Raw genomic sequence first — 22307 nt, 5'->3', positions numbered from 1 at the left:
CCCCAGGCCATCCGTTCGACAAGGGGAGGTAGTCATGCCAACTCCGAAGACCGGTAACCCCGTTGCGGGGCTACGAAGAAGGTAATGGGGGGGCGACGGGCGGCGACGAGCCCATGGCGCGGAAATACGGGTGCGCGCCGTCCGGTCGGCGCGTTAGCCTCGTTCACATGTCTACGCCCCGCATTTCCTAGCCAGGACACACGCCTCCACGTCACCCGTGTGTCCATTCGCTATTGCGGAGCGTTACCTCATGATCACCGTACGAGGTGCCGACGTGCGCGTCGGTGCCCGCCTTCTGCTCTCCGACGTCTCCTTCCACATCGCCCATGGCGACCGCGTCGGCCTCGTCGGGCGCAACGGCGCCGGCAAGACCACCCTCATGAAGATCCTCGCGGGTCGGTCCGTCCCCGCCGACGGCACCGTCACCCGTACCGGTTCCGTCGGCCACCTCGCCCAGGACCCGGGCGCCGCCGACCCCGCCGTCACCGTCACCGACCGCATCCTGTCCGCCCGCGGACTGGACGAGGCGGTGGCGGCGCTGCGTACCGCGGAGGCCGCCATGGCGGAGGCGGTGAGTCCGGCCGCGCAGGAGCGGGCCATGGCGGCCTACGCCCGCGCGGACGACCGCTTCCAGGCGCGCGGCGGGTACGCCGCGGAGGCCGAGGCCGCCCGCGTGGCCGCCGGGCTCGGGCTGCCCGAACGCGCGCTGCACCAGCCCGTGGGCGATCTGTCCGGCGGCCAGCGCCGCCGCGTGGAGCTGGCCAGGATCCTGTTCTCGCGGCACGACACGCTGCTGCTCGACGAACCGACCAACCATCTCGACGCCGACTCGGTGGGCTGGCTGCGCGGCTATCTGGCGGGCTACCCGGGCGGCCTCGTGCTCATCAGCCACGACACGGCGCTCCTTGCCGACGTGGTCAACCGCGTCTTCCACCTCGATCCGCGCCGCGCGGCCATCGACGTGCACAACACCGGCTGGCACACGTACCTCGCCCAGCGCGCGGCGGACGAGCGGCGGCGTACCCGTGAGCGCGCCAACGCCGAGCGGAAGGCCGCGTCGCTGCGCGCCCAGGCGGACAAGATGCGCTCGCACGTCTCCACCGCCACCGCCGCGAAGAACATGGACCGGCGTGCGGAGCGCATGCTCGCGGGGACGGAGCCGGTACGGCGCGGCGAGAAGGTCGCACGGATCCGGCTGCCCGAGCCCGCGCCGTGCGGCCGGATGCCGCTCGGCGCGATCAGCCTCACCAAGGCGTACGGGTCCCATCGCGTCCTCACGGGCGTCGACCTGGCCGTCGACCGGGGTAGCCGCCTGGTCGTCCTCGGATTCAACGGAGCCGGCAAGACGACGCTGCTCCGGCTCCTGGCCGGGCGCGAACTCCCGGACGGGGGAAGGGTGGTCGAGGGCCCCGGGCTGCGGCTCGGGTACTTCGCGCAGGAGCACGACACCCTGGAGGGTGACAAGACCGTCCGCGAGAACCTCGCGGTCGCGGCCCCGCACCTGACGGACGGCGAGGTGCGGCGGGTGCTCGGGTCGTTCCTGTTCGGCGGGGACGACGCGGACAAGCCCGCCGCGGTCCTCTCCGGCGGCGAGAAGACGCGGCTCGCCCTCGCGGGACTCGTCCACTCGGGCGCGAACGTCCTGCTGCTCGACGAGCCCACCAACAACCTCGACCCGGCGTCCAGGGACGAGGTCCTTGGAGCCGTCGGCACGTATCCCGGGGCGATCGTGATGGTCACGCACGACGAGGGCGCGATCGACGCGCTGCGGCCGGACCGGGTGCTGTTGCTCCCGGACGGATCGGAGGACCTGTGGAGCCCGGACTACCGGGACCTGGTCACGCTCGCGTGAGGCCTCCGCGCCGGCCGGGTGGCGTGGGGTGTCCGGATGGCGTGGGGTGTATGGGGTGTATGGGGTGTGCGGGGGCCAAGGCGGCCCCCGTACAGGCGAGTTGGGCCCCCGTCAAGGCCGCGCGTGGCGATTCGCGGTGGACGCCCGCACCCGCCCCGCCGCTGTGATTCGATGCTGCGATGAGACGAGACCGTGCCGCCGACGCGGCCGACGGCCACCCTGTCCTCCGGCTGCGGGAACGCTCCGGTCAGCGTGATGTGGAGGCCTGCGTCGGGGTGCTCGCGAGCGTCCACAAGGCCGACGGGTACCCGGTCGACTGGCCTCCGGTGCCCGGCGAGTGGCTGGAGGGCAGCGGCGGCCTTGGCGCCTGGGTCGCCGAGCTCGACGGGCGGGTCGTCGGGCACGTGGGGCTGTCCCGCCCCGGGGCGGGGGACGAGGCGCCCGACCTGTGGGGCGGGGACGCGGGGAGGGGCGGGGCCGGTGTCGTGAGCAGGCTCTTCGTCGCGCCGGACGCCCGCGGCCACGGCATCGGCGCCCTGCTGATGGGCCGGGTCGTACGGGAGGCACGGGCGCGCGGACTGCACCCGGTCCTGGACGTGGTGTCCTCCGACACCGCGGCGGCCGCGCTCTACGAACGCCTGGGCTGGCGGCTGTTGGGCATCGTCGAGCAGGAGTGGGACCCCGGCCGACGGATCACCCTGCACTGCTACGCGGCCCCCGCCGCCTCCGGCTGAGCTCTCAGAGCCTGTCGTTGAACCCCCGCCTGCGCAGCGACGCCCGGACGACGGGGGTTCAAAGACAGGCTCTCAGCCCTGCATCGAGCGGACCGGTTGCCCCGGCAGCCCGCTCGGTGGGCCGAGGGCTACGTCAGCTCAACTCCACCCGGCGCCGGGCCCCTTGACCGCGCAGCCACCGTACGACGTCCGCGGCGCCGGCCTCGGTGGCCACGTCCAGCGGCGTCATGTCGTCGTACCCGACCCAGTCGAGGTCCGCGCCCCGCTCCAGCAGATAGTGCGCGGTGGCCCGCTGTCCGCCGTGGCAGGCGCCCCAGAAGGCGGCGGCGATGTCGTCCGCGCCGGGCCGCTCCGTCCCCTCGCCCCGCCCTTCGACGATCGACGCGACCCGGTCGAGCAGGCCGAGCGTCGCCGCGTCCTGCAACGTCGTCCGCGCCCCGTGCTCAAGGAGCCGCCGCGCCGCACGCCACTGACCGAATCCGCGGGCGTCGGCCAGCGGTGTGCCGCCCGCGATGACGCCGCCGGTCGCCTCGATGTCCGCACCGGCCGCGACGAGGGCGTCGAGCGCCGCGACGTCGTCGTTGCTCGCGGCCCAGTGCAGAGGGGTCTCGGAGTGTGCCCCGACGAACCGCGCGCCGGGGTCGGCGCCCGCCGCGACCAGTACGGCGATGATGTCCGGGCCCGCGGGGATGTGCCCCGGCCAGTCCGTGGCGACGTGCAGCAGGCCGCGGGTCCCCGCGGCCTCGCCGACCTTCCTGATCAGGGTGGACCCGAGGCCGGGACGCGCGTCGAGCAACTGCCGCAGACCGGGGACGTCACCGGCACGGATCGTCCCGGTCACCGCGACGGCCAGGGGATCCCCCGCGTCGAGAACCGCCATGACCGGCCTCCTGATCTCCTGATCTTCTGATCGACCTGGGCTGATCACCTGGGGTGATCGACCTCGGCTGATCGACCTCGGCCCGACCGGTTCTGTTGTGGCCGGTCGCTGGAACAGATTCTGTCAGCGGCCACTGACAGCGGGCAGGTCTGCGCTCGGGGCGGGACCGGAACGCCCGGCCCGCTCGTCCCGTCCGCTCCGTTCGTCCCGTCCGCTCCGGTGCAGGACCGCGGCGGCTGTCACCGCGACGGTCACGGCGACGAGGTGCTCGCGGCCCGCGAGGTCGAGGTCGGCCACCGAACCGGCCACCGTGGGCACGACCGCGACGAGAAAGAGGACGGGCGCCCGCAGCGCCACGGCGGTGTAGGCGTAGAGCCCGACGACCGCCGCGGAGGCGCCGGTGTCGACCGCGTGGGCGGCGTCCGCAGGCAGGCCGAGCCGGTCGGGCCCGAGAGCGATCATGACGCGTGCCGCGAGCGTCCCGGCGAGCGTGGCGGTGCAGGCCACCGCCAGGGTGCGTATGCGCCCGAAGACGAGCTCGGCCAGCGCGAACGCCAGGAACAGCCGGGGAAGCCCGCCCCAGGCCGGCAGGTCCACCGCGGGCACGAACAGCGAGACGGGCGTGCGCAGCAGGGACAGCCAGACAGGCTGGTCGGCCCGTACCTCACTGACCACCCGCAGCACATCGGCACCGGTGGGCGTCTGCTGGAACTCGTGCAGAGCGACCACCGCGACGGTGGCGAAGAGCGCGAGCGAGACGCCCGCGGGGCCGCGCGCCCGCAGTCGGCGCACCGGCCCGACGACCACCTCGCGCCATTCGTGGACCAGGCCCTGCCCACCCCGTACGGCCAGGCGTGACACCAGCGAGACCAGCGGCACCTGTGACACCAGCAGTCCATCCTCTTCGCGCTCCGTCGCCCGGACGGGCGATTGCGGAGGATACGTGACAGCCACGGACAGTGCGGTGGCGAGGTGGCGAGGTGGCGCGATGGCGTCGGGCGAGCGGCAGGTGCGCCGGTCGTCAGTCGGCCGTCAGTCGTCAGTCGGCCGTCAGTCGTCAGTCGTCCGTCCCCGGGTGCCCCGGGTGCCCCTTCGGCGGGTCCTCCCGGCGCCTGCGCGGGCGGTGCGACATCAAGTCCCGTGTGCCGCGGGCCTCGTCCCGGCCCACGATCGGCAGCGGGTGCGCCCCTCGGGGCGGACTCGAGGGAAACTGGAACAGCCTCGCGGACGAGTCGGACGAGTCGGACGAGTCGGGCGACGCGGACGGCGGCTCCACGTCCGCATGCCCCGCCGGTGCCGCCGCGGCGGACTCGTGGTCGGTCGCGCGGGCGTGGTCGGCCGCACCCGTGGTCTCCGTCGCGCGGGCGTGTTCCGCCCAGCCCTCGCGGAACCAGCGCAGCTGACTCTGCTGCGCCTCCTCCTCGGTGAGTATCCGGACGCCGTCGACGCCGGCTTCCTGGATCTTCGAACCGAGTTCGATCAGTAACCGGCCGACGAGGAAGGCAAGCTCCTCCGACGCGGTCGTCTCCCTCTCGACGTCATGCCGTCCCGTACCGCGTCGCGCGCCTCCGGACGGCCCCTCCGCTTCGTCAGTCGGCATGTTCGCACTCCCTCTGTGCCCCCGGGGCTGCGTAAGTCGCCCCCTGCTATTCGACCTGCGGCAGGAACGCCTTCGTGACTCTCACGAAGACCGCCTGCAGTTCTGGAGGCACCCCCATTCTCCGGGCCGCTTCCTCGGGGCTCAGCAGTCGGGGGGCGTCGCTCTCGCCGCCCCGGGCGGCCACGATCGGCAGATCGCTCTCGGAGAGCCGGCCGGACCGGATCAGCATGTCCCGCAGCGGGACGCCGAGCACGGCCGCCAGCCGTCGCATCGTCTCCAGGTCGGGCATGCTCTGCCGCTGGATGAGCCGGCTGACCGCGGCCCGGTGCACGCCCGCGTCGTCCGCGAGCTTGGACTTGCCGCCGCCGCGCGGGCTGTCGATGTCGTAGCCGCGCTCACGCATCACGCCCTCGATCCACTCGGCGAATTCCTCCAGTTCGTCCGCTCGATTCCGGCCACTCTCCCGACTCTGATCGTGGCTGATCCCGGTCCGGTACGCCTGGTCGATGCGGGCGCTGGCCCGCTGGCTGGACACCATGTCGTCGCTCTCCCCTCGTCGCAGAGCGAGCGTACCGATCGTGCGCGCACCGAAATATGTGCGCGCTCGCGCGTTGTTGTGAAGATCCGGCGCGGGCAGGTGTACGGGCGGGTGTCCGATGCCGCATCCGTGGGGCTCCTGTGGCCTCCGCGACGAAGATTTCCAGCCACCCCTTACTCCTCTCCGGTCCCACGCCTCTCCGTTTTTAGTTGCGCATGCGCACGCAGCGTGGAACTCTGATCACGCATCGACGTCTTCGAACATATGTTCGCACACCTGCGGAGGGGTTGCGCATGCCCAATCGGACACTTGTCGCCGCACCTACTCTGAACAGCGCTTTCCCTCCTACGCGAGTTCTCTCGGACGAGGCTCCCGACTGGCGCAGAGACGCCGCCTGTGTGGATCTCCCCCAGCAGTACGTCTTCACCCGCAGCCCCGCCGAGGCGGCGCCGGTATTGCGCGCCTGCAATCAGTGTCCGATTCGGCGTGAATGCGAAGCCATCGTCGACCCCTCGCGCACCTGGTTCGACGGGGTCAGCGGGGGACGCCTGTGGCGCAACGGCCGCGAGGTCAAGCCACGCAAGAAGGCCGGGAGGCCGTGATGAGCAATCAGGAGGCCTTGATGAGCGGCACCGCACGCGCGGCGCTCTGGATCGATTCGCTCCGGCGCCGGTACCCCTTGCTCCTGGCCGAGCTCGCCCCCAGCGCCGGCCGCACTCTGCGCGAGGTGCGGGGCGGCGGCCCAGGACCGGCCGCCGGTGCCCCCGTCCGCCTGTACGTCTCCGACGCCCTCCGCGACATCGGCGACGGGGTGGTCGAACTGGAGGAGGCCGTACGCGACCGGCTCGGCCTGCGCCGCATCACCGCGGCCCCGGTGCCGGTCCGCCTGCGCCGCCTCGCCGAACTGCTCGACGCGGTCGCCGGCCTGCCCGATCTGGCCGCCCACGTCGAGGCGGAGGCCCGCCGGATGTCCCGGCGCTGCGCCCGCGCCCTGGGCGACCCGGAACAGCTGGTGCGGCTCCCGGGGCGCTGCCCGGCCTGTGACTCCGTGTCGCTGCGGGCCTTTCCCGAGCGGGGCGTGGCGATGTGTGTGAATCCCCCCTGCCGCCATGTGCTCGACGACGAGGAGGGGACGGCGACGTGAACTCGCAACTGACCGCAGCGCAGATGTCACCGCTGATCACGGGAGACCTCGCCGCCACCGAGGCCGACGTCTCGCCCGCCACCATCCGCAAGTGGGTCCAGCTCGGCCACCTCAAGGCGGCCGGGCGGCAGGGGCGGCGCTCGATGTACCGCCTGGAGGACGTGTTCGCCGCGGAGCGCTCCGTACGCGGGGCGAGGGCGGAGCGGCCGTAGCCGTACAAGCCCGCGTACACGCAGGCGCACGTAGTGAAGAGGGCCCCGCACCAGGGTGGTGCGGGGCCCTCCGCGCGTACGGATATGAGGGTCAACTTGGCGTCCGCAGACCTCAGTTGCGGGAATCAGGACCCTGGATCACACTTGGAGCAGCGGCAGAGCTGCGCCCCACGCCGGGGCGGCGGACCTGCCGCTTTGTGTTGCCCCCACTCGTTTCCCTTCTCATGACAGGGAGTGTCCATGTGTCCATCCTGACCTTCCCCGACGCGGAACGGCTCGTCGTCGACTTCCTCAAGAACCGGGCGGAACTCGCCGGTTCGGTCGTCGACAACAAGCCACCCGCCGGGTTCGACGGCACCCAGAAGGCCGTCCTCGTCTCCCGCGTCGGCGGCGCGTGGGTCGACGACCGGCATCTCGACCAGCCGCTGCTCGACTTCGAGGTCTACGGCCCGGACAAGTCCACCGCGCACGGCATCTCCCTCGCCGCCCGTGCCTGTGTGCTCGAACTGACCGGCACCTCGTACGGCGGGGCCGTCGTCACCGACGTCGCCGAGGCGGACGGGCCGCGCTGGCTGCCCGACTACAACCGCCCGGCGGGCAACCGGTACCTGTCGACGGTGCGGATCTCGATCCGCCCCGAGTAGCACCGCACCACCCCGCAGCCGTACCTCCCAGGCCCTGCCATCCCGGCGGGGCCTTCGTCGTACCGACAGACAACTGAGATCTGAGGAGTTCGCATGGCAGGCAACAACGGCAAGGAAATCCGCGTCGCCGGTACCGGACGCGTGCTGATCGCGCCGATCGGGACCGAGGCGCCGGCCACCATCGGCGCCGACTGGGACAAGGCGAAGTGGACGGACCTCGGTTACACCACGACCGACGGGATCAAGTTCAACAAGAAGGACAAGATCGACCCGGTCGACACCTGGCAGTCGGTGAGCCCGGCGCGGTTCATCTACTCCGACCGCGACCTCACCGTGAAGTTCCAGCTGCTGCAGCTGAACAAGGCGAACCTGGCCTTCTTCATGGGCGGTGGCGAGGTGAAGGCGGCGGTCACCACGCCGGCGACGATCGACGCGCAGGCCGAGGCCGACCTGAAGGAGTTCACGTACGACCTCGCCAACAGCCCGGCGCCGGACGAGCGTGCGCTCGGCATCGAGTTCAGCGACGGCGCGGCGAAGTACCGCTTCTTCGTGCCGCGCGGTCAGGTCACCGAGACCGAGGAGATCGGTCTGACCCGGACCGGGGCGGTGAAGCTGGGCGTGACGTTCACGGCGCTGGCCAAGGACGACAACGCCCCGCTGGCGAGCTTCCGCATCAAGGAACTGGCGTCGTCGTACTCGTGAGCCGACCGCTCGTTGACGCTTGATTGATTGCGCGAAATCGCCGGTTGCGCTTGCGCGCGACCGCATAGGATCCCAGCGACGCCCGGCCCGTGCCCCCAGCACCGGCCGGGCGTCGCCTTGCCGAAGGAGAGACCCGTGTCCGGCTTCAACGTCAACGCGGCCCGAGCCCAGCGCCTCGAAGCGCTCGGCCGGGCCTGGACCTTCGAGCTCGACTCCGACAGCTTCGAGCTGCCGACCGAACTGACCCGCGCCACCGCGCGCAAGCTCCGTGACCTCGACGACAACGATGTGGACGGGCTGCTCGAACTCCTCCTGGGAGAGCAGCAGTTCGCCCGCTTCGAGCGGCACGAGGTCACGATGCAGGACATCGCGGCGATCCTGGAGGCGTACGGCAAGGAGACCGGGCTCGGCCTGGGGGAAGGCTGAGCCTCGGCGCGTTCGTCGACGAACACGCCGAGGCTCTTGAGGCCGACCTGCTCCGCTTCTACGGCCTCGACCTCCTGGACTGGCACCGCGGCCGCCTGTCCTCCCGCCGCCTCGCGGTCCTGATCCGCCATCTGCCGCGGGAGGGGGCGGTGGCGCGGGAGACGGAGGGCGAGGCGGTGGAGTGGTCGGTGGGGGACTACCTGCTCGCGCACGTGGTGGACCAACTGGCGCAGTCCAACTGGATGTTCGCCACGGTCAACCAGGACGAGGACGCGGATCCCCTGGACCCACCCCAGCCCATCCCGCGCCCGGGTGCAGACCCTCTCCCGGACGACACCGGGGATGATCAGCCCGTGACCCCTGCCACCCCCAAGCCGACGGCCACGCAGCTGGCGGCCTTCTTCTCCTGACCTTCCCGCCGCGACAGCGGACAGGCGATGATCTGCCGGACAGCGTGGATCAGGGGAGGGAACCTCGTGAACGATCCGGAACAGCAGTGGTCATCCTGGCGCAGCCGCGAAATCCTCATCCGGGAGGCCGGTGATACCGCGCCCATACCGTTGGAAATCCGCGGAGTGTTCAACGCGCAACTCGACGCATACGTCGTACAACGCACGGAGACCACGCAGGAAGCGGGGTACGGCTCCACATTGTGGGGCAAGACCCGCCAGCGGTTCGTGCTTCCGTCGGATTTCAACTCCCTTCGACTCTTCCGGCACGGTGGCAAGGCCACTTTCACAGGAGTTGGCGGGTGGAAAGTCAGACGGCTGGCCGATGAGGAAGTCGAACTCGTCGAAGGTGAGATGTCGGGCGAAGGGCCGTGGGTACTGCGCATGGCCGACGGCGCGAAGAAGCGGTTGCGCATCACGTGGAACAAGGGGCAGTACGCGGGGGCCCTGACGCACTTCAGCCCTGCCTTCGGTGCCGGCAAGGAGTTGTCCGCGCCGAACCACACGCACGAGACGATCAGTGTCTCGGGGCCTGGTTACCTCCTGTTGAACGCTCAGCACTGGAGTCTCACCACCGACTGAACACACCAACCCCAACTCGCGGCCTCTCATGCCTGCTGCAAGGCATGTGGGGCCGTCACCTGTTTTAGGAGCTGATGATGGCTGACGACAGTTCCCTGGTAGACCGTACGGTCAAACTGGTCAAAGACATTACGGAGCGCGAATACGTCAAGAAAGCCGAACTGACGGCATTCAAAAGTGAGTTCAACGGCGGCGCCTTTGCCTTCAACGCCGCTGGTGGTGGGATCACGGGGATCAAGCTGGAGCACACCTTCCTGGACCCCATAGGCGACATGATGAAAAAGCGGGAGAAGGCCAAGGAAGCAGCCGAGGCGCGTACCCGCAACGAGCACCCGGAGCAGCTGAAAAGCGCGGCCGCCAAGGCTCAGACAACCGCCGACAAGGCGATCACCAAGGCCAACGGAGCCAACCGCCGCATCAACGCCCTGTCGCGCGACATCAACCAAAAGCTGCGACGCAAGGCCGACAAGTCCGCAGTCTCCGTAGCCAACAACCGGCAGAACAGCCAGCTCTCCGCCCTGCGGAGCACGCAGGTCGCCGCGCTGCGCCGTGAGGCCGACCAGGCCAACCTCAGTGTTCAGCAGCTGCAGAACCAGATCGACCGGCTCAATTCCCGCTTCTGACGCGGGATCGAGGAGTGGAAGAAGTCAGGAGTAGAAGCCCATGGCATTGAACAAGTCCATAAGCACCGCGGCCACCCAACTCGGCCGCATGCGCAGCGCCGCGAGCCAGGCCGCCACCCAGGTCGGCAAGCTGGGAAAGTCCACCGGCTCCGCGGCGGACTCCGTGAACAAGCTGGGGAAGCCGTCCAGTTCCGCCGCCACCGCCGCCGGAAAGCTCGGCAAATCCACCGGCTCCGCCGCCACCGCGGTCGGCAAGCTCCGTACGTCCGCCAACAACAGCAGCAGCGCGGTCAAGAAGCTGCACTCCGGCCTCCGTACCGCCGACGGATCCCTTGGCACGGCCCGCAAGGGGTCCGACAAGTTCAAGAGTTCCCTCGACAAGCTCCGTGGCTCCGCGGACAAGGCCAAGACCGCCCTGCGTGACGTGAAGCGCCAGGCCGACGCCGTGGACAAGTCCGTCGGCAAGGCCGGCAAGAACGCCGACAACGGCGGCAAGTCCATGGGCAAGCTGGGCAAGGGCCTCAAGGGCGCGAGCGCCGCGCAGAAGGGGCTCAACCTCGCCATGGCGGGCAGCCCGTTCGGGCTGATCATGACGCTCGCGGCCCCGCTGATCACCCAGTTCGTGAAGATGGACAAGGTCACCGCCGCCCTCAAGCGCGGCATGAACGCCGCGTGGAAGGGCATCAAGTCCGGCACCCGCTCGGCCGTCGACTTCATCAAGCCGCTGGTCAAGGGGCTCGGCAACCTCATCCTCACCCCGATCAAGGGACTCGCCACCGCCCTGAACGGCGTGTTCGGCGTCCTCGCCGGGATCAAGATCTCCATCCCGAGCTGGGTGCCGAAGTGGGGAGGGAAGTCGTTCGGGTTCCCGCGCCTGCACGTGCCCGTCCCGCACCTCGCCCAGGGCGGCGTCGTGCAGGCCCGCAACGGCGGCACCCTCGCCCTCGTCGGCGAGGCGGGCGAGTCCGAAGCCGTCATTCCGCTCTCCCGCCTGGAGCGCATGCTCAACAACGGCGGCAACCCCGCCGCCCTGCGCCGCCTCGCCGAGGCCATGGAGCGCCTCGCCGACCGCCCCGTACACGTCGACGTCGACTCGCAGACGATCGCCCGCGCCGTATTCGCCGGGCAGCGCGCCCTGGCCCGCCGCTAGGCCCTGTCGTCAAACTCCCGTCTGCCTCGCGACGCCTGGCACGCACGCTCGCCGCGTTGTCGGGCTCATCCCGGTACGCCCAGTACCGGGATGACCCTCCGCCTTGCGATCGCACGCACCAGACGCCGCGAGACCGCCCTCCGGGCGAACGACGCGAGTTTGACGACAGGGCCTAGGCCGACAGGCCCCGCCCCAGTCGGCACTCAAGTCACGACAGAACAGGAGGAGTTCATGGCCAGGAACCTGTGGATCGGAGCCCCAGGCCGGCTCCGCGAAATCCGTCAGGCGGCGAAGAGCTGGGACCGCACCGCCGAGCTCAACGTCACCGAGTTCAAGGCGCTCGAAGGCCGCGTCACCACCTTCGCGCCCACCCGCACCACCGGCCGCCTCAAGCTCTCCTTCGAGTGGCTGGAGCCCGAGGACGCCCAGCATCTCGCCCGGCTCGCCCGCCGCGTCGGCACCGGCCGCGGCCCCCTCGTCGTCCTCGACCCCGCCTCCGTCAACCTGCTCGACCCGTACCAGGCGGCAGGGCAGTCGGACGTCCCCGGCGGCGGGGACCACTGGTTCGCCGTGAACGGGGACATCGCGCTGGCCCGTAATGCCGAGGGCATCACCACCGTCGACTGCCGGGAGGCGGACGCCGCCGTCGGGTGGGTGCACGGAGTCTGGACCGGCTGGCCGGTGGAGCCGGGCATGCGCGTGTCCTGGCTGCTGCCGGCCGGCTGGGACCCGGCCACAGCCACCGCCCAACTGGACTGGAAGGCGGCGGACGGGAAGTACCTCAGCTCCAGCCACACCGCGGGCACCTCCGTCACCGCCACCGCCCCCGCGGGCGCCGCCTTCGTCACGCCCGCCGCCCGGCCCGGCGCCGTCGGCCTGTTCGGGCTCGCGGGCGGCTGCCTCACCCTCGACGAGGAGCCGGTCGCGCACGCCCTGGGCGACGGCTGCCCGGCCATGGCGGTCACGGCGTACACGGACGTCCCCGCGGCCCGGCTGCCGTACCGCAACGTCAGCATCGATCTCGTGGAGGTCAGCGATGCAGCGCTCTGACGAGGTCCTCGACCGGGCCCTCTCCGGGCCCGAGCGCGTGCCGACCCACTCGACCCGCCTCGGCGGCAAGGAGGTCGGCCCGCAGGTCCAGTCGTGGAAGGTCGAGCGGGCGTACGCGACGGACCTCCCCGAGGCGATGCGCGCCGTGTCCGGCAGCGCGTCCGCCCAGCTGGAGCTGTTGCTCGGCGGCGCGGAGGGCGTTCCCGCGCCCCGGCTCTACTCGGCGTGGGCGGACCGCCTCACGGGCGACCTCGTACGCCCCGGCCAGTCCGTCGTCCACACGGCGGGCGCGGGCGGCCGCACCGTGCCCGCCTTCCGCGGCACCGTGCGCTCCCGTACCGCCGCGTCCGGCAGCGACACCGTCACCGTGCAGGCCCTGGACGGCGCGGAGCGGCTGCGGGGGCCGGCGTCGCTGCCACGGCCCTACCACGGCTATATGTGGGGCCGCCCCGTCGCCACCGCGACCTGGTGCGTCGACGAACTCCTGCGCCAGGGCGGCATCCACAGCTGCCCGCCGCCGCGCGCCCCGGCCGTCGACCCGGCCGACACGAAGCCGTTCACCGCGCTCTACGCCTCCCTGCACGGCGGCTTCAACGCGACGCACGGCCAGCCCGAGTACGTGCCGAGCCCGTCGACGTACGACTGGATCCGCGAGGGCGCGCCCTTCGAGATGGCCCTGATGCCCAAGGCGGCCGGGCTGGACGTGTCGTGGATGCCGCGCTCGCGGTTCGCCCTGCCGGGCAAGGTCTTCCAGGTGGAGTGCTGGGTCAACACGGCGCTCGCACGGGGCAACATGATCGAGATGTCGGCGGTGTTCGATCAGAACGGAACGCGCACCGGGTACCTCAAGGCGACCTTCGACATCGCCACCGGCCTGGTGCACATCTCGTCGGGCACCAACGGTGTCGGCGAGCAGGTGCTGCCGCCCTGGCCCATCGACACGCTGGCCTCTCTGCGGGGCGTGTGGCACCTCGGCTTCATGGTGGACACGTCGTCGACCGGCTCCGTCGTCGCCCCGACCGTGCAGCCGCGCCTCACTCAGCCCGACGGCAGATACCGGGTGGGTGCGAAGACCACCTTCGACAAGGAGATCGCCTGGCAGCCGGTCTCCGAGCTGCACCAGGTCAACCTGAAGACCGACATGGCGGTCGAGTGCGTCCAGGTCACCGACCGGGTCTGGACGGACACCGCGACCTATCCGCCGGAGGAGTGGGAGCAGCGGGGGCAGTGGACCAAGGGTGCCGTCCTCGACACCCCCGAGCTGCCGCTCTTCGACATACCGAAGGTGTCCGGCTCCCAGTGGGACGTGATCACCGAGATCGCCCGCGCCAGCATGTCCACCGCCGAATTCGACGAGCAGGGCGTCTTCCGCTGGCGCGGCTCCTCGCGGTTCACCAAGGTGCCGGCCGTGCCCGACCTCACCGTCACCACGCGCCGGGACATCTCCTCGCTCACCGTCACCGAGGAGATCGACGCCTGCCGCAACCACTGCGAGCAGCCCTACCAGGACTGGAACGGAATCAAGGCAGTGGTCGGCGAGCCGATCCAGGACACGGTGGTACGGGAGATCAAGCCGAACTCGGCGGTCGTCGTGCAGTACGCCATGGCCGAGGACGACACCGAAGTCGGCCCGCCCGGCGTCCTGGACGACTCCGTCTCCGGCGAGGGGCACCAGGTGCGCTTCGGCACCGCGAAGACCGGTGGGACGTCGGTCAAGGGCGATGTCACGGTGAGCTGCTGGCGGGACGGCCCGACGTACTCCGTGCGGTTCGCCAACCACAGTGCGTCCAGCGTGTGGACGGTGACGAAGGACGGCAAGCCCTCCGTGCGGCTCCAGCCGCTCAAACGCTCGGCCGACCCGAAGCTGCGCTCGTACGCGTGGACGAACTCGACCAGTCAGAAGTACTACGGGAAGCAGCAGTACACGGCGCCCTCCGCCGACTGGGTGCAGACCGCGGAGACCGCCGCCGACCTCTCGAAGGCCATGATCAGCGCGGGCCGCTACCCCGTGCCGCTCCTCGGCGACGTCGAGGTCCTGCACGATCCCCGCATCCAACTCGGCGACGTGGTCAGGGTGGTCGACACGGCGGGCGCCGAACTCGACACGCTGGCCTGGGTGGTGGGCATCAGCACCACGCACACCGCCGGGGGAGCGCCGCAGCAGACCCTCACCCTGCGCGGCACCGCCTTCAACGGCGTACCGGCCGACGCCGGGCTCGCCCCCGACGCCCCGGTCGACCCCGCGTACGGCCAGCAGCGGAAGTACCAGCGCCTCAGCGCGCAGTACGCGACGCTCGACGCCCTCACCAAGCAGACGATCAGCTACCGGACGCTGCTGGACACACCGGGAGGCACGGCATGAACGAAGAGGAGACACCGGTCGAGGGCTACGAGCCGCCACCGGGACCCACCCAGATCGACGACCCCCTCGTGGAGGCGGGCGACGAAGGGCCGGACCCGAGCCAGCTGCTGCCGCTGCCCCTCGAAGGCTGACCCGAACACCCCCGCGTATCTGGAGGAACCGATCCCATGGTCGCTCTCACCCCGCTCGGCAACCTGCCCTACCCGCAGCCCGCCGACAACGCCGACATCCCCGTCCACCTGCAGTCCCTCGCCGAGGCCGTCGACGGCCGCACCGTGCTGCGGTTCGCCGACGCCGCGGCCCGCGACGCGAAGGTGACCGACCCGATCCCGGGCATGGTCGCCTGGCTCAACAACCCCGGCCGCCACTACTACTTCACCGCCGCCAAGCAGTGGGCCCCGCTCTCCCTCGGCCCGGCGCACTGGTCCAGCACCCTGAGCGGTACGACGACGTCGACGGCGTACGTCGAGACGCTCACCGGCGCCACCGACCCCTTCGCCCTCACGTTCATCGCCCCGCCGTACGGCGCCGCGGTCCTCACGATCGGCGCCCGCTTCAACAACAGCGCGGCCGGTCTCGCGTACTTCTCGGCCTCCGTGAAGCAGGGCACCAGGGTCGTCACCGCCGCGGCCGACTCCCGCGCGGCCGTCGTCGGCGGCACGAACCAGGTCACGGCGAGCATCCAGTTCCCGCTCACCGGCCTCACCGCGGGCGCCGCCTACACCGTGACCGGCGCCTTCCGCACCACCGCGGGCACCGCCACCTTCACCAACCGCTACCTCACCATCACGCCCATGATCTGACGCACCGAGGAGGCCCCCGTGGCTACACCTCTGACCCCCGACGCCCTCGTCCGCGCCCTGCGCGGCGAGGGCGTCCGCATGAGAGAACACGGCAACTGGAGGACGCACAACCGCAATCACAAGGGCTCCTGGGGCCCGGTGCACGGCGTCATGCTGCACCACACCGCGGGCACCGACAGCCTCGCGCTCTGCCGCCGGGGCATGCCCGCCCTGCCCGGCCCGCTCTGCATCGGCCTGATCACCAAGGACGGCACGCTCCACCTCGTCGGATACGGCCGCACCAACCACGCGGGCAACGGTTCGGCCGCGGTGCTCGACGCGGTCCGCACGTCGAAGCCGCTGCCGTCCCGTCCCGGCCCCGACGCCGTGGACGGCAACGCCCGCTTCTACGGCTTCGAGATCGAGAACCTCGGCAACGGCCGCGACCCCTTCCCGGCCGCCCAACTCGACACGGTGGAGCGCCTGTCGGCGGCCCTGTGCCGGGCCCACGGCTGGTCGGGAGCGAGCGTCATCGGGCACCGGGAGTGGACCCGCCGCAAGATCGACCCGACGTTCTCGATGCCGGTGATGCGCGGCCGCGTGTCGACGCGCCTCGGCACGAAGGAGCCAGGCGGCGAAACCCCCAAATACGCACCGTTCCCCGGAGCGGCGTTCTTCGCGATCGGGCGGCGCGACGACCTGTGCACGGCCGTCGGCCACCGCCTGGTCAAGGAGGGCTGCGGCCGGTACGCGGTCGGCCCCGGCCCGGTCTGGAGCGAGGCCGACCGCGCCTCGTACGCCGCCTGGCAGCACAAGCTCGGCTACCGGGGCGCGGACGCGGACGGGATCCCGGGACGACCCAGCTGGGACCGCCTGCGCGTACCGCGCCCCTGACCCCTGCCCTGTTCCGTGCCCGGCCCCCTGCCCCGGCCGCTGGCCCTGCCCCGCCCCCCGCCCCCTGTCCCCTGTCCCCTGTCCCGACCACCGTCCTGACACCGAGTCCTGGGGAGGACGATCATGAACGATGCCACGCGCAGAGGCCTGCGCACCGCCGTACAAGCACTCTTCACCCTCATCGCCGCGCTGCCGCTCCTCGCGTCCGACCCCCGGCTCTCCGACATCCCGGCGCTCGCGGGCCTCGTGGCCTTCGCCACGGCACTGAGCCGCCTGATGGCGGTGCCGGCCGTCGAGGCGCTGCTGCCCTCGTGGCTGCGGAGGAAGGGGGTGGACGATGGCGGCAGCTGAGACCGGGAGCGTCCCCCTGGAGTTGGAGCGACTGCGCCGCTCCGTAGACGTCGGTTTCGCCACCACTCGGGGCGACCTGGCGCTCCTGCTGCAACGCGCCGACCAGACCGACAAAACCCTCTCGGAACACGAGGACCGCCTCGACACCCTGGAACGCAGCCGCTGGCCCCTGCCCTCCCTGGCAGCGATCACGTCCTGCACGGCCCTGGCGGTCACGCTCTGGCAGGCGGGCGGAAAGTAGGGGGGGCAGGCAGCGGCCCCCGGGAACGACGAAGGCCCCGACCGGCGAACCGGCCGGGGCCTTCGTCTGCCCACTCGGGCGAGTGCGATGGAGCCGGTCTCGTCCAGGAGCTCGGTGGGAGTCCCGACGTGGTCGGTCACGACGGCGAAGAAGCGCGAGTCGATCGCGTGTCCAGCACCGGCCCGTGCGCGAGTCGACAGCGGCCTCGGCCGACGCCGACCGATCCGACTGCGGGAAACGGAGAGAGCGCGGTGCGCATACCGCAGTATGCTTGCGGCTATGGCTGACACCACTCGCATCACGGTGACGCTCCCCGCCGAGCAGGTGGCGGAGCTGAGGAAGCTCACGGACAACATCTCCGGCTACGTGGCCGAAGCGGTCGCCCGCCAGATCCGGCACCAGCTCCTCGGGGCCGACCTGCGCGCCCACACGGACGAGCACGGAGCCTTCAGCGACGAGGAACTGGCCGAGGCGCGGGCGCGGATCTTCGGTACGGCTCAGGCCGTGGGCGGCGCGAGCGCCGCGTGAGCGGGTACATCGAGACCGTTGTCCTCGACAGCGAGGGACTGTCGGCGTGGATCGCCCAGGACCGGAAGACTCTGGCGATGTTCCAGGTGTTCCACGATATGGGCGCAGACCTCGTCGTCGGCGCCAACACCATCGTGGAGGTGAGCCACTCCAGGGTGAATCTGCCCCGGCTGCAATGGGCGCTGTCCCGGGTCAAGGTGGAGCCGGTCACGGAGGCGGCGGCCAGGGCGGCGGCACAGCTACTCAAGGCCACCGGTCTGCACGGTCATAAGTACGCGATCGACGCGACGGTCGCGGAAGCGGCCCTGCGCCGGCCCGGCCCGGTCGCCATCCTCACGTCGGATGCCGATGACATGACCCGGCTGTGTGGCAGCAAGGTCCGGATGATCGGGCTCTGACCGCGTCGGAGTCACCGTCGCGTACGTCTTGCAGAGCCGTGGCGTAGCCCAACTCGACGGCCTTCGTGAGACGTCCTGGCCGGCCTCGGCTGGCGCATGTGGCCGACTTCCCGCAACACCCTGCTGTAGGTGAGCCCGGACGAGCTGCGCGGTGCCGAGTGGATCCTCGCCAGCTACCCGTTCGAGCTGGGCGGGTCGCCTGTCACCTGGCAGCTGAGCGCCTGCCCACATGCCGGCTCTGCCATGACCGAATGGAACGCGTGCTTCACCGGTGGTGTCCCGCACGAGGTGCTCGCCGATCTCCTTGTCGCGATCGACGCCTGTGAGGCACCCCGACGTCGGCTTCGAGGGCGCGAAGAGGGCCCTGACCGCGCTCCGCGCCCAGGGCCGGCTCCTCGACGCGGACTGGCCCCGCACCTGCGGTGGAGCGGGTGGCGGCGGAGGGCCCGGGCGGCGCTGAACGGGGCCGAATGAGACCACAGCTGAGACTGGAGCGCCGGGTCACACCTTCTTGACGACGATCGACTCCGGGACCAGCTTCTCCAGATCGTCCACATCCGATGTGAAGACGGTGACCTGCCCCTTCTGCTGACGCGCGATGACAGCGAGCACCGCGTCGATCGCGTACTTGTGGCCGTGCAACTTGGCATCAGCCAGGAGCCGACGGGCCTGGCGGGCCTCGTCCTTTCCGATGTCGGCGACTTTGAGGCGGGAGAGGACCCAGTCCCAACGTTGCTCGGTGGTTCGGCCGTCGTACGCCTCGACCAGCGCCATCGGAGACGTCACCACCTCGGCTTCGCCCCGCGCCGCCAGGTCGAGCCAGGCGATCATCTTCCGGTCGCCTCGTACGGCCAGGGACAGGGCTTCGCAGTCGAGCACGAAGACGCGCAGCGGCCGCTGCCGGTGCTCAGCGGCTCGCTTCTTCACGCAGCCTCTCCGTCGCCGTGCTTTCCGTCGCCGTGCTTTCCGGTGGCGCGGCGGCGCTCGTGCTCGGCGTCGAGATTCTCCAGCTCTGTGAAGGCGGCGGCGCGCTCGTCTTCGGTGACGGGGCCGTGCTCTTCCTGCAGCCAGTCGACCAGTTCCCCCAGGCGGTCCCGGTCTCGCTTGAAACGCAGTGCCTCCGCGACGTACGCCGACAGACCCCGCTCCGCGGCCTCCGTGCGGATCTCGTCGAGGAGATCCTCGGGAATGGTTACGGTCACCTTCTTCGTCGCCATATAAGGGACCATACTCTTGGTATCGCGCCCCTTACCAGCAGGTCGTATGGCGGCCGCCCCGGTGATCAGGTCGCAGTGGCGGGCGCGGACTGCCGTGGAAGACCCGCCCGGTGTGCCAGGCGCGATGGGCGACGGCAACGGGGTGGACGCCCGCAACTCCCTGACCCCGCTCCAGCAGGATGCGGTCGGCGAGCTGCGGTACAGCACGGTGGAGGAGGACCTGCGGCGGCTGTTCGCCGAGTACCGTCCAGGCAACCGGACGACGTCCGCCTACCCGTTCCACCACCTGGTGAACGACGGTGTGTGGGAATCTGCCGAGCGCGTACAGGACAGCAGTGGCTTGTGCGGTGCGCGCGCTCCGCTTCTGCCCACTGCCTCAGTTTCGCGGTGCGATCCACCCAGTCCATGAGCGGCGCTCGTAGGGGTACGTCGCAGGCATCCCGCCGGGACTCAGGCCCATGGCAAGCACTACGTGGGCATGACGCCGTGGATGCGGGAGAGGCTGAAGACCCTTTCGTCGTCGCGCAGGTGACACCAGGCGTACAGGTAGGGCGGGTCGAGTTCGAGCCGGCTGAGGGTGCGTACGGTGCGGTTGCCCGAGGCGGCGACGTACTCGATGGTGAGGGCCCGGCCCTCGTCGATGGCGTGCGCCAGTTGGCGGACGTCGGTGAGGGAGAGCGAACGCGCGTGCCCGGCGACGATCTCCTCGGTGTCGGTGCCGAACGGGATGCCGCTCCCCGGATCGGGTTCCGGCGGATTCGCCGGGGCTGCCCTCAGCCGGATGGCGAGGGCGGCCAGGTCAACGGCGGCCGGGGGCTGGGCCACGGGGACACCGGCGCGCCGACGGAGCGGTGCGCCGTCGGTCTTGCGCGGGTTCGGTACCGGGGCCACGGTCCGACGGCGCCGGGCCTTGTCGACGCGTACGGTTCCGTCGGCGCCCTCGGCAACGGGAGCGTAGCCCGCTGCCCGCAGCGCGGTGATGGTCTTCTCGAGCGGGGACCGGCTGACGAGCACGGTCGGCGCCAGCAGCCGCAGGCCGAGAACGGCGAGCTTTCGATGCGCGGCGAGCTCCGTGAGGAGGGCGGGATCCTCGCCGTGGATCACGCAGGCAGCGGAAGTGACGCGCACCCGGCCGTGGCCGCGCGCGGTGTCGTGGATCAGGTACGACAGTGGCTGCGGGAGGGCGCCGACAGCGACGGCGGCCAGGTCGGCCTCGATGGCATCGGCCGTGCGGCCCGCGTCCAAGGCACGGCGGACGGTGCCCGGGCCGAACCGCCACACCGATGCCGTGCCGCCGGCCTCCCGGTCCGCGACGGTGTCGAGGAGCGCGGCGAGCCGGGCGCTCGGTATGCCGGTGACGACGGCGGTGAGATCGGCGCCGAAGCGGGCTGTCCGGGTGGCCGTGGGCAGCAGCCGCGCACAGGCTGCGGCCAGGGCTTCGGCATCGACGGCCTCACCGGTGTCCTCGGTCCGCAGGGCAGCGCCGATGGGGGACAGGGCACCGCGGGCGATGACGCCGAGCAGTTCCGCCTCGTGGATCGCGGTGGCGAACGGTGCGGTGTCCTGGGCGAGTTCCTCGGCGAACGGCCGGTGCCAGCCGACCAGTACCCCCAGTTCCACGGGATTCTTCGCCCCCTGCCCCGCCGGGAGCAGTGCCGCCCCGGTGACGAGCCCTTCCCGGGCTTGCACACAGCCTTGGCAGGGCGGTGTTCCGGCAAGCGCGGGAAGCGCTTTGCCCTCCGCGTCGCGGGCCTGGGCCGGGGTGAGAGGCAGTGTTCGCCATGCCGTGAGCAGCACGATGAGCTGCTCCGAGGGCTCTCGCTCCGCCCAGGCGTCGTACTCGCTCGTTGCCGCGATCTGGTCGCCGTCCCTGGCCAGCAGCCCGGCGGCGTACGCGGTCTCCAGGACAAGACGTACGACGATGTCCTCGCACTGCGCGGCCTTGCCGACCCGGGACAGCTCACGCGCTCCGACCCCGCCGGACTTCAACAGGGCGGGCGGAGACTCGGAGCACACCGCCAGGACCGAAGCGGCATGGGCGGCGAACGCCGTCGCCGAAGCCGCTGCCTCCCGGTCCACCTCCATCGGGGTGACGGAGACCGTCCGCACGGCGGGCGGGGCCGGATCGAAAGAGGCGTGCCAGTCGGGCCCGCGCAGCGCGAGCGCCACCTCGGCCGGCATGCGGGAAGGTCCGTACCCGTACCGGCTCCGGACCAGCAGCCCCCGCTCCAAGGCCCAGCGCTCACCCGCCGCGGAATCGGTACCAGAGCCTTCGAGGGTGACGAACTCTGTTACGGCTCGCGGCTGTTCAGGCCGGTGTTGGGAGCGCTGCCGCAGCAGTTTCCGTGCGGCCGGCGGCGCCGAGGCGACCACGGCGGTAACCCGCTCCGCATCACTGTGGTGCGCCAGCAGGGCAGCGAGCCGTTGCTTCTTAGTACTGGTACCGGGCGAAGGGACACCCAGAGTCACCAGCATGCGGCGCAGCTCCTCCGAGGTCGTGTCCGACAGGATCAGGGCGAGCGGCGCGTCAAGACCCAGCGGCTGCTCCCACGCCTGCCGCAATGGCGCCGCCATGCGCAGCAGTCCGTTGCCGTCCGGCCACACCAACGCGCGATCGGCCAACGTCTCCAGCGCCGCGTCAAGGCCGCGATTCGGCTCAGCTCCGGTCACGCCCAGCAGATCGGCCAGAGCGGCACGGGGCACGGGACCCAGCGCGGCCAGGGCCTCGGTCGTCTGCAGCTGCGGCCGCGAGAGCCCGGCCAGCGCCGGAGCCACCGATCCCGGACGCTGAAGACGATCCGCCAACTCACCGAACGACCGTGGCTCCGGCGGCAATACGGCATCAGAGCGAGCTGCCAGAACCCTCTCGAGCCGGTGGTTCTCCAGACCGCTCAGCCACTCGGCCAGCGCGGATCCGCTGCCGCTGTGCTTGCCGATCGGGGCACCTC

The 22307-nt window shown here is 71.2% G+C and carries 29 protein-coding genes and 3 pseudogenes; 24 read left to right on the top strand and 8 right to left on the bottom strand.

Going from position 1 to position 22307, the window contains the following annotated elements; all coding sequences use genetic code 11:
* The first annotated feature begins 250 nt into the window (after nt 1–250).
* Together ACFVYL_RS33895 and ACFVYL_RS33890 are read left to right on the top strand one after the other, a co-directional pair.
* On the top strand, nt 251–1852 hold the full coding sequence (locus ACFVYL_RS33895) for an ABC-F family ATP-binding cassette domain-containing protein (RefSeq protein WP_389722814.1): 1602 nt from the start codon (nt 251–253) through the stop codon (nt 1850–1852).
* A 179-nt stretch (nt 1853–2031) separates the two neighbouring features.
* A complete protein-coding gene (locus ACFVYL_RS33890) occupies nt 2032–2586 on the top strand; it encodes a GNAT family N-acetyltransferase (protein ID WP_389722812.1) in 555 nt (184 codons plus the stop codon).
* 133 nt (nt 2587–2719) lie between these two features.
* On the opposite strand, the gene ACFVYL_RS33885 is transcribed toward ACFVYL_RS33890, so the two are convergent.
* The 4 genes from ACFVYL_RS33885 to ACFVYL_RS33870 form a co-directional block, all read right to left on the bottom strand.
* Nucleotides 2720–3466, bottom strand: coding sequence for an ankyrin repeat domain-containing protein (locus ACFVYL_RS33885; protein ID WP_389722810.1), 747 nt, complete (start codon nt 3464–3466; stop codon nt 2720–2722).
* A 123-nt stretch (nt 3467–3589) separates the two neighbouring features.
* A complete protein-coding gene (locus ACFVYL_RS33880; RefSeq protein ID WP_389722809.1) occupies nt 3590–4354 on the bottom strand; it encodes a hypothetical protein in 765 nt (254 codons plus the stop codon).
* Nucleotides 4355–4523: 169 nt separating this feature from the next.
* Nucleotides 4524–5066 (bottom strand): hypothetical protein, encoded by a 543-nt coding sequence (locus tag ACFVYL_RS33875; RefSeq protein ID WP_389722807.1) that lies wholly within the window; start codon nt 5064–5066, stop codon nt 4524–4526.
* A 46-nt stretch (nt 5067–5112) separates the two neighbouring features.
* Nucleotides 5113–5469, bottom strand: a complete 357-nt coding sequence (locus ACFVYL_RS33870; protein WP_389722822.1) for a helix-turn-helix domain-containing protein — start codon at nt 5467–5469, stop codon at nt 5113–5115.
* Nucleotides 5470–5930: 461 nt separating this feature from the next.
* Between ACFVYL_RS33870 and ACFVYL_RS33865 the strand changes: the two genes are divergently transcribed.
* The 21 genes and pseudogenes from ACFVYL_RS33865 to ACFVYL_RS33765 all read left to right on the top strand — a co-directional run bounded on the left by ACFVYL_RS33865 (nt 5931) and on the right by ACFVYL_RS33765 (nt 18602).
* A complete protein-coding gene (locus tag ACFVYL_RS33865) occupies nt 5931–6206 on the top strand; it encodes a WhiB family transcriptional regulator (RefSeq protein WP_389722820.1) in 276 nt (91 codons plus the stop codon).
* A gap of 20 nt (nt 6207–6226) precedes the next feature.
* Nucleotides 6227–6748 (top strand): hypothetical protein, encoded by a 522-nt coding sequence (locus ACFVYL_RS33860; protein WP_389722805.1) that lies wholly within the window; start codon nt 6227–6229, stop codon nt 6746–6748.
* Nucleotides 6749–6771: 23 nt separating this feature from the next.
* A complete protein-coding gene (locus ACFVYL_RS33855) occupies nt 6772–6960 on the top strand; it encodes a helix-turn-helix domain-containing protein (protein ID WP_389722818.1) in 189 nt (62 codons plus the stop codon).
* A gap of 242 nt (nt 6961–7202) precedes the next feature.
* Nucleotides 7203–7604, top strand: coding sequence for a hypothetical protein (locus ACFVYL_RS33850; RefSeq protein WP_389722803.1), 402 nt, complete (start codon nt 7203–7205; stop codon nt 7602–7604).
* 93 nt (nt 7605–7697) lie between these two features.
* On the top strand, nt 7698–8306 hold the full coding sequence (locus ACFVYL_RS33845) for a phage tail protein (RefSeq protein ID WP_389722801.1): 609 nt from the start codon (nt 7698–7700) through the stop codon (nt 8304–8306).
* 135 nt (nt 8307–8441) lie between these two features.
* Nucleotides 8442–8732, top strand: a complete 291-nt coding sequence (locus tag ACFVYL_RS33840; protein WP_150169700.1) for a hypothetical protein — start codon at nt 8442–8444, stop codon at nt 8730–8732.
* A 149-nt stretch (nt 8733–8881) separates the two neighbouring features.
* On the top strand, nt 8882–9142 hold the full coding sequence (locus tag ACFVYL_RS33835) for a hypothetical protein (protein ID WP_389722799.1): 261 nt from the start codon (nt 8882–8884) through the stop codon (nt 9140–9142).
* 66 nt (nt 9143–9208) lie between these two features.
* On the top strand, nt 9209–9763 hold the full coding sequence (locus ACFVYL_RS33830; protein ID WP_389722797.1) for a hypothetical protein: 555 nt from the start codon (nt 9209–9211) through the stop codon (nt 9761–9763).
* A 77-nt stretch (nt 9764–9840) separates the two neighbouring features.
* Nucleotides 9841–10386 (top strand): hypothetical protein, encoded by a 546-nt coding sequence (locus ACFVYL_RS33825; RefSeq protein WP_389722795.1) that lies wholly within the window; start codon nt 9841–9843, stop codon nt 10384–10386.
* A 40-nt stretch (nt 10387–10426) separates the two neighbouring features.
* Entirely contained in the window at nt 10427–11536 is a 1110-nt protein-coding gene (locus ACFVYL_RS33820) for a hypothetical protein (protein WP_389722793.1), read from the top strand.
* Between the two features lie 231 nt (nt 11537–11767).
* Nucleotides 11768–12586, top strand: coding sequence for a hypothetical protein (locus ACFVYL_RS33815; RefSeq protein ID WP_389722792.1), 819 nt, complete (start codon nt 11768–11770; stop codon nt 12584–12586).
* Nucleotides 12573–14948, top strand: coding sequence for a hypothetical protein (locus ACFVYL_RS33810; RefSeq protein WP_389722790.1), 2376 nt, complete (start codon nt 12573–12575; stop codon nt 14946–14948). The genes ACFVYL_RS33815 and ACFVYL_RS33810 overlap by 14 nt, the downstream gene beginning before the upstream one ends.
* On the top strand, nt 14945–15079 hold the full coding sequence (locus ACFVYL_RS33805) for a hypothetical protein (protein ID WP_389722788.1): 135 nt from the start codon (nt 14945–14947) through the stop codon (nt 15077–15079). The genes ACFVYL_RS33810 and ACFVYL_RS33805 overlap by 4 nt, the downstream gene beginning before the upstream one ends.
* Nucleotides 15080–15115: 36 nt before the next feature.
* Nucleotides 15116–15751, top strand: a complete 636-nt coding sequence (locus ACFVYL_RS33800) for a hypothetical protein (protein WP_389722786.1) — start codon at nt 15116–15118, stop codon at nt 15749–15751.
* A gap of 18 nt (nt 15752–15769) precedes the next feature.
* Entirely contained in the window at nt 15770–16624 is an 855-nt protein-coding gene (locus ACFVYL_RS33795) for a peptidoglycan-binding protein (protein WP_389722784.1), read from the top strand.
* Nucleotides 16625–16747: 123 nt separating this feature from the next.
* Complete coding sequence (locus ACFVYL_RS33790) at nt 16748–16975, top strand: hypothetical protein (RefSeq protein WP_389722782.1); 228 nt, start codon at nt 16748–16750, stop codon at nt 16973–16975.
* A complete protein-coding gene (locus tag ACFVYL_RS33785; RefSeq protein WP_389722780.1) occupies nt 16962–17216 on the top strand; it encodes a hypothetical protein in 255 nt (84 codons plus the stop codon). The genes ACFVYL_RS33790 and ACFVYL_RS33785 overlap by 14 nt, the downstream gene beginning before the upstream one ends.
* 279 nt (nt 17217–17495) lie before the next feature.
* On the top strand, nt 17496–17744 hold the full coding sequence (locus ACFVYL_RS33780; RefSeq protein ID WP_389722778.1) for a hypothetical protein: 249 nt from the start codon (nt 17496–17498) through the stop codon (nt 17742–17744).
* Complete coding sequence (locus ACFVYL_RS33775) at nt 17741–18142, top strand: DNA-binding protein (RefSeq protein WP_389722776.1); 402 nt, start codon at nt 17741–17743, stop codon at nt 18140–18142. The genes ACFVYL_RS33780 and ACFVYL_RS33775 overlap by 4 nt, the downstream gene beginning before the upstream one ends.
* Before the next feature lie 129 nt (nt 18143–18271).
* Nucleotides 18272–18415 (top strand): annotated as a pseudogene (locus ACFVYL_RS33770) (DUF317 domain-containing protein); the annotation flags it as partial.
* 49 nt (nt 18416–18464) lie between these two features.
* Nucleotides 18465–18602 (top strand): hypothetical protein, encoded by a 138-nt coding sequence (locus ACFVYL_RS33765; RefSeq protein WP_389722824.1) that lies wholly within the window; start codon nt 18465–18467, stop codon nt 18600–18602.
* Between the two features lie 41 nt (nt 18603–18643).
* On the opposite strand, the gene ACFVYL_RS33760 is transcribed toward ACFVYL_RS33765, so the two are convergent.
* A complete protein-coding gene (locus ACFVYL_RS33760; protein ID WP_389722774.1) occupies nt 18644–19069 on the bottom strand; it encodes a hypothetical protein in 426 nt (141 codons plus the stop codon).
* Nucleotides 19066–19359, bottom strand: coding sequence for a CopG family transcriptional regulator (locus ACFVYL_RS33755; RefSeq protein WP_389722772.1), 294 nt, complete (start codon nt 19357–19359; stop codon nt 19066–19068). The genes ACFVYL_RS33760 and ACFVYL_RS33755 overlap by 4 nt, the downstream gene beginning before the upstream one ends.
* Nucleotides 19360–19469: 110 nt before the next feature.
* Here ACFVYL_RS33755 and ACFVYL_RS33750 point away from each other — a divergent pair.
* Nucleotides 19470–19669: pseudogene (locus ACFVYL_RS33750) on the top strand (restriction endonuclease); the annotation flags it as partial.
* Here the strand turns inward: ACFVYL_RS33750 and ACFVYL_RS33745 are convergent.
* Together ACFVYL_RS33745 and ACFVYL_RS33740 are read right to left on the bottom strand one after the other, a co-directional pair.
* Nucleotides 19663–19766, bottom strand: a pseudogene (locus ACFVYL_RS33745) (restriction endonuclease); the annotation flags it as partial. The pseudogenes ACFVYL_RS33750 and ACFVYL_RS33745 sit on opposite strands and share 7 nt — an antisense overlap.
* A 61-nt stretch (nt 19767–19827) precedes the next feature.
* Entirely contained in the window at nt 19828–22296 is a 2469-nt protein-coding gene (locus ACFVYL_RS33740) for a helicase C-terminal domain-containing protein (protein ID WP_389722816.1), read from the bottom strand.
* Nucleotides 22297–22307: the final 11 nt, after the last annotated feature.

Source organism: Streptomyces sp. NPDC058308, assembly GCF_042880275.1.
In the GTDB taxonomy this organism is placed as follows: domain Bacteria; phylum Actinomycetota; class Actinomycetes; order Streptomycetales; family Streptomycetaceae; genus Streptomyces.
The sequence above is the reverse complement of the archived record's forward strand: the minus strand, read 5'-3'. Positions and strand labels throughout refer to the sequence as shown.

Bases quoted from the DNA above. Each gene is read 5' to 3' on its own strand.
- ACFVYL_RS33895 (WP_389722814.1), top strand. From the start codon at position 251: ATGATCACCGTACGAGGTGCCGACGTGCGCGTCGGTGCCCGCCTTCTG.
- ACFVYL_RS33890 (WP_389722812.1), top strand. From the start codon at position 2,032: ATGAGACGAGACCGTGCCGCCGACGCGGCCGACGGCCACCCTGTCCTC.
- ACFVYL_RS33885 (WP_389722810.1), bottom strand. From the start codon at position 3,466: ATGGCGGTTCTCGACGCGGGGGATCCCCTGGCCGTCGCGGTGACCGGG.
- ACFVYL_RS33875 (WP_389722807.1), bottom strand. From the start codon at position 5,066: ATGCCGACTGACGAAGCGGAGGGGCCGTCCGGAGGCGCGCGACGCGGT.
- ACFVYL_RS33870 (WP_389722822.1), bottom strand. From the start codon at position 5,469: ATGCGTGAGCGCGGCTACGACATCGACAGCCCGCGCGGCGGCGGCAAG.
- ACFVYL_RS33860 (WP_389722805.1), top strand. From the start codon at position 6,227: ATGAGCGGCACCGCACGCGCGGCGCTCTGGATCGATTCGCTCCGGCGC.
- ACFVYL_RS33855 (WP_389722818.1), top strand. From the start codon at position 6,772: ATGTCACCGCTGATCACGGGAGACCTCGCCGCCACCGAGGCCGACGTC.
- ACFVYL_RS33845 (WP_389722801.1), top strand. From the start codon at position 7,698: ATGGCAGGCAACAACGGCAAGGAAATCCGCGTCGCCGGTACCGGACGC.
- ACFVYL_RS33825 (WP_389722795.1), top strand. From the start codon at position 9,841: ATGGCTGACGACAGTTCCCTGGTAGACCGTACGGTCAAACTGGTCAAA.
- ACFVYL_RS33820 (WP_389722793.1), top strand. From the start codon at position 10,427: ATGGCATTGAACAAGTCCATAAGCACCGCGGCCACCCAACTCGGCCGC.
- ACFVYL_RS33815 (WP_389722792.1), top strand. From the start codon at position 11,768: ATGGCCAGGAACCTGTGGATCGGAGCCCCAGGCCGGCTCCGCGAAATC.
- ACFVYL_RS33810 (WP_389722790.1), top strand. From the start codon at position 12,573: ATGCAGCGCTCTGACGAGGTCCTCGACCGGGCCCTCTCCGGGCCCGAG.
- ACFVYL_RS33805 (WP_389722788.1), top strand. From the start codon at position 14,945: ATGAACGAAGAGGAGACACCGGTCGAGGGCTACGAGCCGCCACCGGGA.
- ACFVYL_RS33800 (WP_389722786.1), top strand. From the start codon at position 15,116: ATGGTCGCTCTCACCCCGCTCGGCAACCTGCCCTACCCGCAGCCCGCC.
- ACFVYL_RS33790 (WP_389722782.1), top strand. From the start codon at position 16,748: ATGAACGATGCCACGCGCAGAGGCCTGCGCACCGCCGTACAAGCACTC.
- ACFVYL_RS33785 (WP_389722780.1), top strand. From the start codon at position 16,962: ATGGCGGCAGCTGAGACCGGGAGCGTCCCCCTGGAGTTGGAGCGACTG.
- ACFVYL_RS33780 (WP_389722778.1), top strand. From the start codon at position 17,496: ATGGCTGACACCACTCGCATCACGGTGACGCTCCCCGCCGAGCAGGTG.
- ACFVYL_RS33755 (WP_389722772.1), bottom strand. From the start codon at position 19,359: ATGGCGACGAAGAAGGTGACCGTAACCATTCCCGAGGATCTCCTCGAC.